Here is a 14,658-nt window from a genome sequence, read left to right on the forward strand (position 1 = left end):
AAAAAAATGCAAATGCTTTCCTGAAAGTGAAAACATTAAAAAGGGATATAGCTATCCTTTAAAAACTGAATTAAGCTTGTGGCGGTTGCCAAATATTAGATTGGAAATCAAATCTATAATTTGACTGATAAGTAGACACTAATTTTGTGGTAATTTTATTGAAAGTTAATAACTGAAATATTGCCAAAGGCTCATAGCTAATTGACATACCACAACAATTACAAATACAAGTAACAGGACAAGAATCGTCACTATCCTCTTCATGATTATGTTCAGCAGTTATTTCCTCTTGCTGTTGGTCTTCTACATTTTGACCATCAGAACAAGGCATTGCAGATAATGCTAACATTGTTATAGCTAATATGAATGCTAAAAATTTCATAGTAGCAAATATACAAATTATTAAATGCAATGGTTGTGCAATTATTTTATTTAAGCCACAACCTTTACTTTCTCTTTTAGAGTTTCAAGATGCTTTAGCATATTGCTTTTACAACATACCTCACGAGCTAATTTAGGCGCGTGACCTATCACTTTGGTTAATTCCTTTATTATACTCATCTTATTAATTTCTACATATTTTTTTCTCTCGTAAAAATATTATCGTTTCTTATATAAACTTGTAAATTGTCTTATAATAAGCATTTTCTCATTTACTACAATAAAACCAAAGCCAATAGACCTTGTTGTTGATTGTTGCTAATTTGTTTGAAACAATAGAATAATAAGGGTTTTAAGAGTAAACAAGCTGTACACAATGTAGCAACAATTAAAAAAGTTGTTGTTGTTGTTGTTGTTGTTGTTGTTGTATGTTGTTATGTGGGTTTAATCAAATGTTGTAGTATGTTGTTATTATGTTGTTTAGTTTAATAACATAGCCAATGTAATAGAATAAGAAAACGTGTGATTGTTGTTTTAATGTTGTTGAGTTGTTTATTACCGTAAGTACTAGCTAGCATAGCATTACAGTAGTTTTGCAACAAATCAACTTAACTCTTTAAACATTTGTTTAGTAAAAGTATAATGACGACCTCTATGAGTGGTTTCTTCAACAATAGGAGTGTTTGAAACTGATGTTGACATATAATATTTAGTATATGTACTATTCTTAGATTCTAATTTATATTCATTTTTTATTAACTCAGATAATTTAAAAGAATTGGTTCTTATATTATTTTTACTAAGCTTATCTACCAAGTCTCCCAATGAATACTTTAATTCTTCTTTTTCAAACAAGGCAAACTCATCTGACAAAATTTGCTCTAATTCTTTATCTATAAAGGTTTTATTACCGTTAATTAATATATCTAATGCTTCTGTATGAATTTGCTCTTTAGTAAACCACATTCTTGTTTTTCTAGGACATGAAATCTTTCTTTTGTTTATAAAATGGATAAAGTGCGGTAACTCTTTTTTTAACGATTCTAAAAGGTCTGGGCGGTCATTTGTTAAATCGAATGGAATAATTTTTCTAACCCAGTATCTTACTTCTGAATTATCTATGTAAACAAAATTCTTTTCGTTGTTGGAACATAAAATAAACTTACCAAAAAAATTTCCCTCAACTTTATCTTTACCTTTAGCTTCGCTTTTATAAGTTTTTGCAGTAGATAGATTTTTCAACCTTTCACTATCTTCTCTTTTATCTAATAAAACTTCATCAACAGCAATAATTAACTTTGAAGCCCAATCTGAATTAAATCTACTTCTAAAATCCTCATTATTATTAATTGTCATATTATTTTGGAATATAGATTTTACCCAATTTAAAAAAGTGGTTTTACCTGTATTTCGCTCATTACTCACTAAACACAAAATTGGTAAAACTTGTGTTGGATTTTGCCATAAAACACTTAAGTAATCTAAGCCTAAAATATATTGCTCACCAAAAAAATGCTTGAGAAATTTTTCTGTTTCTGGAAAACTACCTTTTTCAATTTTATGGTCTAGTTTTTCATATTTATTATAAAATCCATTAATTACACGTTTATAATTAGTATGTGATGGGATTAAACAAAAACCATCATATTTTTTTATATCTTCAATGTACTCCTTACCATGGTCGGTTATAATTTCACTTTTTGACCAAGGATTCAACATTTTTATAGTGTCTTTGCTGTTTAATGGCATATTAACTTCTTTAAAGTAAGCTGTACCTATTCTTAAATATTTTTCACTCATAACTAAACGTTTACTGTTAAATTAGCCAATTTGGAATAATCTATTTTTTCAAATTTTGTTGTGAAATAAATTTTCACATCAACTCCTTGAATTGAACTATCTACCTTACACATTTTAATTATTTCTTTCTCAATTTGACAAAGTGGTAATCTTGGGTTATAGTTCATTACTTCTATTGCCAATTTTATTTTTGCTATTAAGTAACTTAATTTTTTAAATGAAAGCGCATTATTTTCATTTGCATATTGACTTAATAAGTCTTTGTGTATATCCTCTATTATATTTAAGCCATCTGGCTTATATGTTTTATTATTTTCCATTTCTTATTATTTATAAATTAATATTTGCTGAGCTGTATCGAAATAAGCTCTAGTACCATCATATCTTGGAGGTAGGTTTTTGATTAAAATTACACCTTGATGAGTCTTATTAATTAGTTTTTTTATATCCCCTTTTGTTGCAGGTTTATTTTCTTCTTTAGTAAATATATTAGTAACAATATTTGTAGCTAAAGTTCCTACAGCAGCGTTTCCTACACCAGACCAACTCATTTTATTGATTGTTGATGGCTTTTCTTGATTCTCTTTTGTAGGTAAATTTCTAGTTACCTTTTTTCTTTTTGTAAAGGCATTTACTCTACAACTATTGCTACAATATTTCTGTTTATACCTTCTTTTTGGAGTGTACTCGACACCACAATAGTTACAATTGTATGTATATCTATCCATTTTGCGTTAAATTAACGTTAGACTAACGATTGTTTAAATCGCTCTAAATGAAAACTTTTATTAAGCTTTCAATTATTTAAGTCTCTTTTTACGATTAGACAATAAGGTATCGACATCAGATTCAAGCTCTGTTGTGCATTTTTGCTTTCCTTCTTTTATCCATTCTATTATCTCGGACTTGAAGAAGAATAAACGACCGTTTTTCTTATGGTGAGGAATGGTGTTTTTTTGACAATAGTTATAAAGTGTTGGTTTTGTATAACCAGAAAACTTTACAATGTCATCAATAGTTTGCGGGTCATCCGTTTGGGATAACGTTTCTGCCTTTTCAATTAAGGCTTTTAATTCTTTGAGGTCTCTTTTTACCTCTGCAACATCTAGTTGCGTTTGTTCAAATGCTATCATTTTAAATGTTTTAAATTAATATTTGTCAATGATAGCGGTTAATTACAGGTTATTTATAATTTCCGTAAGTGCAGTAGTAAAAAACGTAGTACCAGTAGTAAAAAAAGTAGTTACTTTAGTAGTTGAATAGTTTTACTAGGTTTTTTATTAAAATTAACCTTAACATTTTTAAAATCCCATCCTACGAAGTTATCTGTAAGTAATTCTACAAATTTATCTAGAACATGACCAGTTCCGAAATATTGATAATAACTTTCATAAAACTCCCTAAACCTATATTTAACTAAAGTGCTCTCTCCTTTAGGAGCCATATTGAACTTCTGTTTTTTTAAATTAGGGATTCCACAAAATGCTTTCTTTATAAATATATCAAATTGTGTTTCGGTTAGAAACGGTTTACCGTTTTTACTGTTTTTTTCTGTAAAGATTTTAAAATGGTTGACAGCGTCTTCTATTGGCATGGAATTGCAAAAAAGATTTTTATACTCGCTGTAATTACATGTATCTTTATCCTTACTCTTATCATTTTTCAATTTTTCCTTGAAGAATTTTTGCTGTTTTTTTAAAAACTTTAATTGTGGATTAACGAAGTTAGATAAAACTCTATTCGCTGATTTAGCAATTAATTTATGAGTTTCTAATTCCTCGATTGCCTCCGTAACCTCTAGCAAAGCTTCCTTATCCCCCATATCTTTTAAATTTTCTCGAATTGTAAGTATAATATGCGTTAGAAAAATTGAATCAAAGTTATTAGCATCAAATATTAATTTACCATTCTCAAAGCTAAAGTTTACAAATAATTTATAAGACAATGACTGAAGAGCTTCTTTCGATTTGAACAAATGTTCATTAGCTTCAATAAGACCAACAAAAAGTACTATAGGTAGATAAAACTCAAAATCAGCTTCGCGTAAATATTTTTCACAGATTTTATCCTCCTCAAGTTTACTTATACCTCGACATACTTTACAATTTTCTTTCTCTTCTTTAGTGATTGAGGCATGAACTTCTTGACTTATATATTTCAACCAATCATCGTATAACTTATCATCACCTAAGTATTTTTTAAAAAGATCTACAGGCTTACTAATAAGCAAATTGATATATTCATAATTATCATCAAAATTTTCAATAAAAAGATTTACATCTTTAATTACTGTATCCATTGAAAAACTGAAGCGGTTATCTAATTCTTTTAGCATTTTATATGTTTAGAAGTTCATTATTGAGTTTGCAAATTCTTTTTTAGCTTCATCTTCAAATCCAGCAAAATAGTTTTTAGTTACACTTAGGTCACTATGGTTTAATGCTTCACTAATAAATTCCATACTAGCGCCTTTACGCAAAGAATTGGTTGCAAAACTATGCCGAGCATAATAGAAGCTTATATCACTCGGTAATTTATTAGCAACAGCCAACCTTTTTATGTGATCGTTTATATAACGTGTAAAGTTTTTTATTTTTTTATGCTGTTCGTTTGCATCATCATTTTCATTCAAAATATCAAAAACAAAGCTATTTTTATTTTTGCTACCATACTTTTCTATAATACTATTTGTAAAATCAGTTAAGTAGATAATGATTTCGGTTTTCTCAGCTTTTTTATCAAAAGTTTTGGCTCTGTAATAAGTAAATTTATCGTCTTTAATATCAGAATATTTTAAGAGTGCAATATCTTTTGGGTTTATACCATTACAAGCAAAACTAAAAAACCAAAAATCTTTAGCTTTTGATTCATTCTCGTTTGCAGGTTTAGCATCAAATAAAACTTTTAGTTCTTTAGAGTTTAATGCTTTTTTTACTTTTTTTGTTCGTAATATTTGATATTTACTTTTACCAAAAGGATAATACTCTTGGTTAAGGTCTTTAGCTTCGATTGCATTATTAAAAATAACCCGTAAAGTTCTAGTGTATATTGCTATAGTTGTATAGCTTTTACCTTTTTTAACCATGTAAGCCTCGTAATCTCTTAACCAATCAACATTTATTTGTTGAAATTTCAGCTTCTCTATAGGACAATTTTTAACTTCATTACTGAAGGTTGCTAACGAGTTTAATGTGTATTTAAAACTTTCTGCTGTATTTATTTTATTCTTTTTGATACAATTCTCAATAGCTACGTTAAAGTGAAATTGAAGATTATTTTTATCTGAAGCTTTTCTAAACAACTTAAATTCAAAATTTTTAAAGTCAAAAACACCCAATTTACTAGCTTCATCATTAGCTCTATTTTCTATAGCCTGAAGTTTCAGTCGTAATTCTTTATTTTCACCACGTAACTTTTTGTTGTTTGGATTTAACCAAATTTCTTGAAATTTCTTTTCTGTTAAATCAATATCTAAATTATACCATTTCTCTTTTTGAGTTTCTTTTCCATAAACACGAAGTTTTATTGGATACATTCCAGACTTTTTCTTTCTACGATTGTCTAAACGAATTGAAATATTGTAACTCATGGCATAAATGTTTCTGCAAATATATATTATTTGCAGAAAATTTGCAGAAAAAATAGTATAATAGACTATTATTAAATATTAACAAATAATAAACAATTCACTTAAAACGTAGGTTATCAGAAGATTTACACACAAAAAAGGCAATAACAATAAGTAGTATTTATTGATTACGGCTCAAGAGGTTACAGGTTTGAATCCTGTCGAGGTCACTACTAAAACCAACACTTTACAAAGCTTTTGTAAATGTTGGTTTTTTTTATTTGTTCTCAAAACACATGAACAAGTACATATACAGTTCATTTAAAACGTATAACTACAACCTTTACTAATAAATATAGATAGATATAAATAAAAAAACCACTTCTCTTGAAGTGGTTTTTTTATTTATATCTCATAATATTATTCGTCTAACAATAAATTTAATGTTACTGTAATATTATCTCTTGTTGCTTTACTAAACGGACAAACTTCGTGTGCTTTCTCTACCAAATCTTCTCCGGTTTCTAAATCTACACCTGGTATGTAACAATCCAATGTAGCTTCTAAACAGAAACCATCTTCATCTTTACAAAACCCTATAATAGCTGTTACACTTAAAGTCTCTTCGTCTATATCTATATTTTCTGCATTTGCAACAGATTGTAATGCGCCACCAAAACATGCAGCATAAGCTGCTCCAAAAAACTGTTCTGGATTTGCACCATTGCCGCCATCGCCGCCCATAGATTTTGGCACAGAAAGATTAAAATCTAATGGCCCATCTTCAGATTTCACATTACCTTTTCTTCCTCCTGTTGCTATAGTTGTTGCTTCGTATAATGTTTTCATTTTATATTTTTTAAGGTTAATGTAATAAAGATACTACGTAAGTTATGTGATTTAAAATCTAAGCTCTTAAATTTCTCCTAAATTATTTCTGCACTTATGCCAGCTTCTAAGATTTTAGAGCATCTTGGTTTTAAATCTTTAAGTTCTCCTGTTTTTACTGTACATTGTCCTTTATAGTGTACGAGTATTGTGCATTGTTCTGCTTGCTCTGGAGTATGGTCGCAAGCTTTAATGAGTGTATTTATAACGTGATCAAAAGTGTTTACATCATCATTATAAACTACAATTTCATTATTCTTTTTTTCTTTTGTAGCGGTGTCAAATTGCTCTAATACTTTTTCTTTAGTGCTCATTTTTAATATTTTAAACTAAAATAATTTTTTTTAACTATTAAAGCAAAAAGGACGCCAAAAATGACGTCCTCTTTATTAAATTTTAACTTTTAAGCTTAATACATGTTTTGTAATGCTATAATATCATCACTATCAAACTCTCCATCTTCACCCGAGTTAAAACAAGCAACCATTATGGAATTAGGATTGTAACCAGCAGAGGTTCCTGCTACGGCTATTGCTCCAACTCCTGCTTGACCTTCGTTTGTGTTTTGACCGCAACTTTGTCTTGTAGACCAATCTGTATGTCTGAACCCGACAGAATGTCCTATTTCATGAGTTATTACATGCTCTATTACATTCGTGTTATAGTTATCTAAACCATATATTTGAACAAACTTGTGTGGTAATCCATTTGATGGAAAACCTGCAGAACCTCCAGCTCCACTTTGATTTGGGTTGTGATATACTACCATATCTTTTGAATTATAGTCTGTTCCAAATGTTAATGTAAAAGATATAGAAACTCCACTTAAACGGTTATAGTTAGCAACTGCCCATTGTAATGCAGTTTGCTCGTTTTGAGATAACCCAAAACCGCCACCACCGGTGTACCCAATGATTGAGATATTTCTTCCTTGAGAAACTAAATTGTTAGTACGATAGTTTCGGTCTAACTCATTACTGTTAACTTCTTGCTTTAATATTTGAGACTCTGTTAGTAATATATCGTCTTCTATTTGATACATTTCTACAGTTGAGCCATCTGGTAGTTGAAAGTCTACCTTTTGCACATCGTTAACGTTTAGGGATAACTCTGCAAGTTTACTTAAAATTTCGTCTGAAATTTGCTCTTTGGTTTGAACTTCTTCTGGTTTAACCTCATCTTTTTGACAAGATTGAAAGAAAAACGAAACTGCTAGAATTGCTATTAAAAATATTCTAAAATTTTTCATTTTGTTATTAGGGTATTAGATTAATTTAAAAATTAATGTTTACGTAAACAAAAGACATAGGTTTCCAGCTTCAAATTATAAGATTATATAACTGAAAAGTATGTTTTAAAATAAATTTATTTGTGGTGTAAATGTAAGGAATAGAAAAATAAGAATGTTACGGTTTTTACCGTAAATTTCTGTTTTTTCACATAATTATTAATAAATAAACAGTATTTATATTAAAATTATAAGAATTATTAATTTTTAAACTCTAATGCTATCCAATTATTTCGTTCTAATTTTGATTGTAATTTTAGATTGTATTTATTACATTCTTCTTCTATAATTGTGATATCATTATTATAAAATCCGCTTAAAAATAATTGTCCGTTTTGGTTTAAACATTTTGAATATACACCAATATCTTTTAATAGAATATTGCGATTAATGTTTGCTATTATTATATCGTAATTTTTATTTTTTAATAGGCTTGAATCTCCTTCGTATACATTTATGTGTGCAGCATTATTTCGTTCAGCATTTTCAACACTATTTAAATAACACCAGTTATCTATATCTATCGCATCTACAGGTTTTGCGCCTTTAAATGCTGCTAAAATGGCTAATACTCCTGTACCACAACCCATATCTAGTACAGATTTGTTTTGAAATGTATTATTTAATATATGTTGTATCATCATGTGTGTTGTTTCATGATGTCCTGTTCCAAAACTCATTTTTGGCTCTATTACAATATCATACTTTGTATCTGGTTTTTCATGAAATGGTGCACGAACAGAACAAAGGCTGTCTACTATTATTGGGTTAAAGTTTTTTTCCCATTCACTATTCCAGTTTACTTGTTCTATCTCATCGAAGGTGTATGAGATTTTAAATTCGTTATTGGTTAGTACATATATATTATTTAATACACCATCGAACCAATCGTCTTTTTGTATGTATGCTGTTACTCCTGTTTCTGTTTCTACGAAGCTTTCGAAACCTGCGTAACCTAACTCGGCTATTAAAATTTCGGTTGCTGGTTGTAATGGTTCTACTTTAAAGTAATATCCTATATATGTTGTATTAGACATAATTGTTATGTTTTGTATTTGGCAAGTATGCCTTGCGTTAGTGATGGAGGCATTTGTTGAAGCTCCTCGCAGAGAGCGACTGCCGAGAGCACGACCAAGCGATTTTTTTATCGCTTGGTAACGCCCAAATTTTTATTTAAAATGCGTTTACTATGGCTATAAAATCTTCGGCTTTTAGTGATGCGCCTCCAATTAAGCCGCCATCGACGTCTGGTTTTGAGAATATTTCTTTTGCGTTTGCTGGTTTTACGCTTCCGCCGTAGAGTATTGATACGTCTTGTGCGGTATTTTCGCCATATTTATTTTGTAATGTTTGGCGTATAAATTTATGCATGTCTTGCGCTTGTTCTGGACTTGCTGTTTCTCCTGTACCTATTGCCCATACTGGCTCGTAGGCTAAAACTATGTTTTTAAATGCTGATGCTTCTAGGTGAAACAATGCGCTTTTTATTTGGTTTTCTACTACTTGTTCTTGGTTTCCTGATTTACGATCGCTTAATTCTTCTCCAAAACAAAAAATTATTCGTAAATCGTTTTTTAATGCGGCATCTACTTTTTTTGCTAAAGACTCATTGGTTTCGTTAAAGTATGCGCGACGCTCGCTGTGGCCTAATATTACTGTTTTTACTCCTACACTTTTTAGCATTGTTGCGCTAATTTCTCCTGTATATGCGCCGTTTTCTGCAAAGTGCATGTTTTGTGCTATTACTTCTATATTAGAGTTTCTTGTAGCATCGAATGCTTGATAAAGGTTTACGTAGGTTGGTGCAATCATGACCTCGGCATTTGAGGTTTGTGTTTGTTTTAATAGGTCTACGATTAATGCTTCGGTTTGAGGTAAATCGTTATTCATTTTCCAGTTTCCTGCTACTATATTTTTTCTCATTTTAGTAATGCTTTATAGTTTTATATTATTAGTGTACTGCCTTTTTGTTGGCTTCACTTTTTTATTTATTCTAATTTTACTTTTGGATCAAGCCATGCATATATTATATCTACAAAAATATTGATTATTATAAAAAGTAAGGCTATAATTAATACTGAACCCATAATTACTGGTAAATCTAAAGTATTTAGTGCGTTTACAATTTCTTTTCCTAAACCATTCCACCCGAAAATGTATTCTACAAAAACGGCTCCTGCTAACATTGATGCAAACCATCCTGATATTGCTGTTACTACTGGATTTAATGCGTTTTTTATAGCGTGTTTTTTTATGATCTGGAATTCGCTTAATCCTTTTGCTCTTGCTGTACGAATGTAGTCTTGATTAAACACTTCTAACAACGAGTTACGCATTAATTGTATTACTACTGCTAATGGCCTAATACCTAAAACAATTGCTGGTAATATTAGGTTTTTTAGTTTTAAATTTACTTTTTCGCCATAGTTATCGAGCTCATACAAACTGCCTGTCATCTCCAAATTGGTATATTTATGTAATACAAAACCAAAAAACCAAGCAAATAAAATAGCACTAAAAAATGAGGGCACACTCATGCCAATTGTGCTTATTATTTGTATTGCACTATCTATAAACGTGTCTTTTTTTAGTGCTGAAATTACACCTAAAAAAATACCTAATATTAATGCTATTATTATTGCTGATACTGCTAATACAAATGTATTTGGTAGTGTTTCACCTAAAACTGTACTTACTTTTTTTCCTTGTTTTGTAAACGATTCTCTTAAATATGGGTATTTTAAAACTGTTGTTATATTACCTACTGTAAAAAGCTGTAATGCTGTATACTTATTGTCTTGCAAATATGTATAATCTTCTTGCGTATTAGAGTGAAATGATAGTACTGATAAATCGTTTAAATAGTATGCATATTGTGTAGCTAACGGCTTATCGAAACCATACTTTTTTTTAACTATGGCCAATTGCTCACTATCTTCGTTTTGACCCAACATCATTTGTGCTGGATCTCCAGGTAAAACATTAAATAAAAAGAATATGACTGTAACTACTCCAAATAAAGTGAGTAGTGCATAAAAGGTTTTATTTAAGAGATAGCTTAGCAGATTATTACTCTTTTTTTAAAGTTATTTTTACAATACCCGTAAAATTAGATTCGTTTAAAGCATTGTAATTCTCTAATTCTTCTCCTTCTTTTATTACATTAATTTGCTCTATACTTTCTGTTTCTAAAGCATCTGCTTCTGCTTTGGTTATTGTTTCTTCGTTTAAAAGATACACTACATTTTCTTCTACTGTAGTTTCTATTTCTGGCTCAATTTCACGTTCTACTTCTGGTAAATCGATATTATCAACATCGTTAAAATGTGCTTTTTGTACTACAGTACCTTTTTTTAATTTTACTACTCCTGGATTAGAGCGCACTACTGTTTTTAATGCTTTTTCGTCACACAGGTAAAAATCAAAATCAAAACCATAAGTTTCTTTTGCATATTGTTTTGCTTCACTTCCTGATGCAGATAAACCTATTACTGTGTATCCTCTTTTTATTGCTAAATCTGTAAAGCTTTTAATGTTTTTTAATCCATTTGTATTTGCTGTTTCAAGATTGTATGCAACAACCATTATTAAATTTTCTTTAGCTAAAAACTTACTTGTTAAGTTCTCGTCTTCACTTTCTATAGAGAAGTCTTTTACCGGTGGATCGTAACCTTCTTCTATTATTTTTGTTGTTACGCCAACATATTCTCCATCTACAGTTGGATAACTACCATCTGTTACATATTCTTTTTCTTCTCCATTTACATTAAAAGTCCATGTAAATTCTTGCACTGCTTTTGGTGCGTTTTCTGGAACAACCATACCATCTGCAATATTTTTACCTACGGCATAAGCTCTAAAATCCCATGTTGGCAAATGCATTAGCACGTGGTAACCAAACCATAAACTACCTATAAAACCTAATAAAGCTAATAGTGTTGTTGGAAACTTACCAAAAATTGGCTTAATGTGTTTTATTCCAACTACTAAAACGAGAATTAAAATTAGAAGCGTGACATCTTTCCAGAAACTTTCCCATGGTTTTAATGGCAAGAAATCACCAAAACAACCACAGTCTTTTACTACTTCAAAAAATGCTGCATAAAATGTTAGGAATGTGAAAAATATAATCATTGCTAAAAGCATCCAAACAGTAAATTTGCGCTTATAACCTAATAATAAAAATACTCCTAAAACTACCTCTAACACTACTACAAATACCGAAATACCTAAAGCATAAGGATCTAAAAAAGGCAGATTTAAAACCTCTTCACTAAAGTATTCTTGTAACTTATATGAAAACCCTAATGGATCGTTAAGTTTTATTAATCCTGAAAAAATAAACAAAGCTCCAACGAGTATTCTACATATGTGAACTAAATATTTCATAACTTATTTTGCTATTAATTTGTTAGGTGAATCATTGCGAAAATGGCATAGTTTATCATATCTTGATAATTAGCATCAATACCTTCGCTTACAATTGTTTTTCCTGCATTATCTTCAATTTGCTTAACACGTAAAAGTTTCTGCAAAATCAAATCTGTTAAAGAGCTTACTCGCATATCGCGCCAAGCTTCTCCATAATCATGATTTTTATCTTGCATTAGTTGTTTTGTAAGTGCTACTTTCTCATCATACAAAATAGTAGCTTCATTTGTAGACATATCTGGTTGTTCTACAACACCTTTTTCTAATTGTATTAATGCCATAATACAATAATTTATAATACCTATAAACTCACTTTGTTCTCCTTCGTCAACTTTTCTTACATCGTTTTGTTGCAAACTTCTAATACGTTGTGCTTTTATAAAAATTTGATCTGTAAGCGATGGTAATCTTAAAATTCGCCATGCACTTCCGTAGTCACTCATTTTATTTATAAACAGACTACGGCAGGTTTTTATAACCGCATCATATTGTTTTGAAGTATCTTGCATAAGTTGTTTCAATTTTGCGTAAATTTCGCATAAAATTGTTTAAAATTCAAGGTTTAGCGTTTATACTTTTTAAATGCTTTACAAACTACAAACTTAAAGGTATCTATGACCATTAATTGCAAAGGAAAACTTATAGATTTATCTACTCCCAAAGTTATGGGAATTCTTAACATAACTCCAGACTCTTTTTTTGATGGCGGTTTTTATAAGGACGAATCTAAAATCATTAATCAAGTAAAAAAAATGCTTAATGATGGCGCAACTTTTATAGACATTGGTGCGTATAGTTCTAAACCAAATGCAGATGATGTTTCTTTAAATGAAGAGCTAAGCCGTATTTTACCAATAATAGATTTACTTATTAATCATTTTCCAGATATTATACTTTCGGTAGATACTTTTAGAGCTGAAGTAGCCAAACAATGTTTAGAAAAAGGTGCTGCACTTATTAATGATATTTCTGCTGGACATTTAGACAAAAATATGCTTGATATTATTGCAACGTTTAATGTTCCTTATATTATGATGCATATGCGTGGTACACCACAAACTATGCAACAACATACTAATTACGAAAATATTTTAAAGCAAATACTTTTTTACTTTTCTGAAAGAATCACAACAGCAAGAAGCTTAGGTATTAATGATATTATTTTAGACCCTGGTTTTGGTTTTGCAAAAACCACCACTCAAAATTTTGAGGTTTTAAAATCTCTTGATAGTTTTAAAATTACTAATCTTCCTTTTTTAGCTGGAATTTCAAGAAAATCTATGATTTACAAAACACTAAACACAACAGCAACTGAAGCATTAAATGGCACTACCGCTTTAAACATGGTTGCTTTACAAAAAGGCGCCTCTATTTTACGTGTACATGATGTAAAAGAAGCTGTAGAATGTGTAAAATTATTTACAGAACTCGAGGCTTAATTCTTTTAAATTTTTAAATTTACCTAAACCAACTTCAATTTTATTTTTTGGACCAACTATTTGACACCGTATTAAAATTTAGTTTAGTAGACATTATAGATGTAGTACTTGTTGCGCTCTTATTATACTATGTATATAAGCTTGTACGTGGTACAGTAGCTATAAATATTTTTCTAGGTATAGTAATTATTTACATTATCTGGAAAATAACACAGGCTTTACATATGCAACTACTTAGTAATATTTTAGGTGGTTTTATTAGCGTTGGTATGTTTGCTCTTATTGTAGTATTCCAACAAGAGATTAGAAAATTTTTATTAATGATTGGCTCTACTAATTTTGCTTCTAAACGTGGTTTTTTAAAACATCTAAAATTTTTAAAAACCGAAGCTGTTTCTAATACCAATATAGATGCAATTATTGCTGCTTGTAATAAAATGAGTACTACAAAAACTGGAGCTTTAATTGTTTTAGAACGTAATAATAATTTAGATTATTTAATTAATACTGGTGACGAAATGAACATTAAAGTCACCCAACCAATTATAGAAAGTATATTTTTTAAAAATAGCCCATTACATGATGGTGCAATAATTATTGAAAACAATACTGTAAAAGCAACACGCGTTATTCTACCTGTTAATAATGAAAAAACCATACCACAACGTTTTGGATTAAGACACAGAGCAGCTGTTGGTATTACCGAAAGAACCGATGCTATTGCTATTGCTGTTAGTGAGGAAACTGGACAAATTTCATGTTTTAGAAATGGCACTTTTGTAGACTTTAAAGACTCTACAGAATTAATTGAAATTATTAAAGATGATCTAGATTAATGGTTTGTAAAAATTGCAAAAGGTTAT

17 protein-coding genes are annotated in these 14,658 nt (G+C 29.8%); 2 read left to right on the forward strand and 15 right to left on the reverse strand.

The window, feature by feature from the left end; all coding sequences use genetic code 11:
- Positions 1–70: 70 nt before the first annotated feature.
- The 15 genes from LACAL_RS01640 to LACAL_RS01710 form a co-directional block, all read right to left on the reverse strand.
- Positions 71–382, reverse strand: a complete 312-nt coding sequence (locus LACAL_RS01640; protein WP_041301240.1) for a DUF6660 family protein — start codon at positions 380–382, stop codon at positions 71–73.
- Between the two features lie 602 nt (positions 383–984).
- Positions 985–2,181, reverse strand: a complete 1,197-nt coding sequence (locus tag LACAL_RS01645) for a primase-helicase family protein (protein WP_013868956.1) — start codon at positions 2,179–2,181, stop codon at positions 985–987.
- A 2-nt stretch (positions 2,182–2,183) separates the two neighbouring features.
- Positions 2,184–2,501: a hypothetical protein gene (locus LACAL_RS01650; protein ID WP_013868957.1), complete on the reverse strand. Its 318-nt coding sequence runs from the start codon at positions 2,499–2,501 to the stop codon at positions 2,184–2,186.
- 6 nt (positions 2,502–2,507) lie between these two features.
- Complete coding sequence (locus tag LACAL_RS01655) at positions 2,508–2,909, reverse strand: hypothetical protein (protein WP_041301242.1); 402 nt, start codon at positions 2,907–2,909, stop codon at positions 2,508–2,510.
- A gap of 72 nt (positions 2,910–2,981) precedes the next feature.
- Complete coding sequence (locus LACAL_RS01660; protein WP_013868959.1) at positions 2,982–3,314, reverse strand: helix-turn-helix domain-containing protein; 333 nt, start codon at positions 3,312–3,314, stop codon at positions 2,982–2,984.
- 110 nt (positions 3,315–3,424) lie between these two features.
- Complete coding sequence (locus LACAL_RS01665; RefSeq protein ID WP_013868961.1) at positions 3,425–4,516, reverse strand: hypothetical protein; 1,092 nt, start codon at positions 4,514–4,516, stop codon at positions 3,425–3,427.
- Positions 4,517–4,525: 9 nt separating this feature from the next.
- Entirely contained in the window at positions 4,526–5,770 is a 1,245-nt protein-coding gene (locus LACAL_RS01670; protein ID WP_013868962.1) for a site-specific integrase, read from the reverse strand.
- A 399-nt stretch (positions 5,771–6,169) separates the two neighbouring features.
- The gene (locus tag LACAL_RS01675; protein WP_013868963.1) at positions 6,170–6,598 is read right to left on the reverse strand and encodes an organic hydroperoxide resistance protein; all 429 of its coding nucleotides are present in this window, start codon (positions 6,596–6,598) and stop codon (positions 6,170–6,172) included.
- A gap of 77 nt (positions 6,599–6,675) precedes the next feature.
- Positions 6,676–6,951, reverse strand: coding sequence for an ATP-dependent Clp protease adaptor ClpS (locus LACAL_RS01680; protein ID WP_013868964.1), 276 nt, complete (start codon positions 6,949–6,951; stop codon positions 6,676–6,678).
- Between the two features lie 95 nt (positions 6,952–7,046).
- Positions 7,047–7,886, reverse strand: coding sequence for a M57 family metalloprotease (locus LACAL_RS01685; protein WP_013868965.1), 840 nt, complete (start codon positions 7,884–7,886; stop codon positions 7,047–7,049).
- Between the two features lie 239 nt (positions 7,887–8,125).
- Positions 8,126–8,962 (reverse strand): 50S ribosomal protein L11 methyltransferase, encoded by an 837-nt coding sequence (prmA, locus tag LACAL_RS01690; RefSeq protein WP_013868966.1) that lies wholly within the window; start codon positions 8,960–8,962, stop codon positions 8,126–8,128.
- A 136-nt stretch (positions 8,963–9,098) separates the two neighbouring features.
- Positions 9,099–9,848, reverse strand: coding sequence for a triose-phosphate isomerase (tpiA, locus tag LACAL_RS01695; protein ID WP_013868967.1), 750 nt, complete (start codon positions 9,846–9,848; stop codon positions 9,099–9,101).
- A gap of 65 nt (positions 9,849–9,913) precedes the next feature.
- Complete coding sequence (locus tag LACAL_RS01700; RefSeq protein ID WP_013868968.1) at positions 9,914–10,990, reverse strand: ABC transporter permease; 1,077 nt, start codon at positions 10,988–10,990, stop codon at positions 9,914–9,916.
- A 4-nt stretch (positions 10,991–10,994) separates the two neighbouring features.
- Positions 10,995–12,314 carry a BT_3928 family protein gene (locus tag LACAL_RS01705; protein ID WP_013868969.1) on the reverse strand — a complete coding sequence of 440 codons (1,320 nt, stop codon included), beginning with the start codon at positions 12,312–12,314 and terminating at the stop codon, positions 10,995–10,997.
- 14 nt (positions 12,315–12,328) lie between these two features.
- Positions 12,329–12,865, reverse strand: a complete 537-nt coding sequence (locus tag LACAL_RS01710) for a DUF1599 domain-containing protein (RefSeq protein ID WP_013868970.1) — start codon at positions 12,863–12,865, stop codon at positions 12,329–12,331.
- Positions 12,866–12,970: 105 nt separating this feature from the next.
- Here LACAL_RS01710 and folP point away from each other — a divergent pair, with 105 nt between their 5' ends.
- Both folP and cdaA read left to right on the forward strand, forming a co-directional pair.
- Positions 12,971–13,795 (forward strand): dihydropteroate synthase, encoded by an 825-nt coding sequence (folP, locus tag LACAL_RS01715; RefSeq protein WP_013868971.1) that lies wholly within the window; start codon positions 12,971–12,973, stop codon positions 13,793–13,795.
- A gap of 47 nt (positions 13,796–13,842) precedes the next feature.
- Positions 13,843–14,631, forward strand: a complete 789-nt coding sequence (gene cdaA, locus LACAL_RS01720) for a diadenylate cyclase CdaA (RefSeq protein WP_013868972.1) — start codon at positions 13,843–13,845, stop codon at positions 14,629–14,631.
- Positions 14,632–14,658: the final 27 nt, after the last annotated feature.

The organism is Lacinutrix sp. 5H-3-7-4, from assembly GCF_000211855.2.
Lineage (GTDB): Bacteria > Bacteroidota > Bacteroidia > Flavobacteriales > Flavobacteriaceae > Lacinutrix.

Excerpts from the sequence above, each read along its gene's own strand:
- LACAL_RS01640 (WP_041301240.1), bottom strand. The coding sequence starts at position 382 with ATGAAATTTTTAGCATTCATATTAGCTATAACAATGTTAGCATTATCT.
- LACAL_RS01645 (WP_013868956.1), bottom strand. The coding sequence starts at position 2,181 with ATGAGTGAAAAATATTTAAGAATAGGTACAGCTTACTTTAAAGAAGTT.
- LACAL_RS01650 (WP_013868957.1), bottom strand. The coding sequence starts at position 2,501 with ATGGAAAATAATAAAACATATAAGCCAGATGGCTTAAATATAATAGAG.
- LACAL_RS01655 (WP_041301242.1), bottom strand. The coding sequence starts at position 2,909 with ATGGATAGATATACATACAATTGTAACTATTGTGGTGTCGAGTACACT.
- LACAL_RS01660 (WP_013868959.1), bottom strand. The coding sequence starts at position 3,314 with ATGATAGCATTTGAACAAACGCAACTAGATGTTGCAGAGGTAAAAAGA.
- LACAL_RS01665 (WP_013868961.1), bottom strand. The coding sequence starts at position 4,516 with ATGCTAAAAGAATTAGATAACCGCTTCAGTTTTTCAATGGATACAGTA.
- LACAL_RS01670 (WP_013868962.1), bottom strand. The coding sequence starts at position 5,770 with ATGAGTTACAATATTTCAATTCGTTTAGACAATCGTAGAAAGAAAAAG.
- LACAL_RS01675 (WP_013868963.1), bottom strand. The coding sequence starts at position 6,598 with ATGAAAACATTATACGAAGCAACAACTATAGCAACAGGAGGAAGAAAA.
- LACAL_RS01680 (WP_013868964.1), bottom strand. The coding sequence starts at position 6,951 with ATGAGCACTAAAGAAAAAGTATTAGAGCAATTTGACACCGCTACAAAA.
- LACAL_RS01685 (WP_013868965.1), bottom strand. The coding sequence starts at position 7,886 with ATGAAAAATTTTAGAATATTTTTAATAGCAATTCTAGCAGTTTCGTTT.
- prmA (WP_013868966.1), bottom strand. The coding sequence starts at position 8,962 with ATGTCTAATACAACATATATAGGATATTACTTTAAAGTAGAACCATTA.
- tpiA (WP_013868967.1), bottom strand. The coding sequence starts at position 9,848 with ATGAGAAAAAATATAGTAGCAGGAAACTGGAAAATGAATAACGATTTA.
- LACAL_RS01705 (WP_013868969.1), bottom strand. The coding sequence starts at position 12,314 with ATGAAATATTTAGTTCACATATGTAGAATACTCGTTGGAGCTTTGTTT.
- LACAL_RS01710 (WP_013868970.1), bottom strand. The coding sequence starts at position 12,865 with ATGCAAGATACTTCAAAACAATATGATGCGGTTATAAAAACCTGCCGT.
- folP (WP_013868971.1), top strand. The coding sequence starts at position 12,971 with ATGACCATTAATTGCAAAGGAAAACTTATAGATTTATCTACTCCCAAA.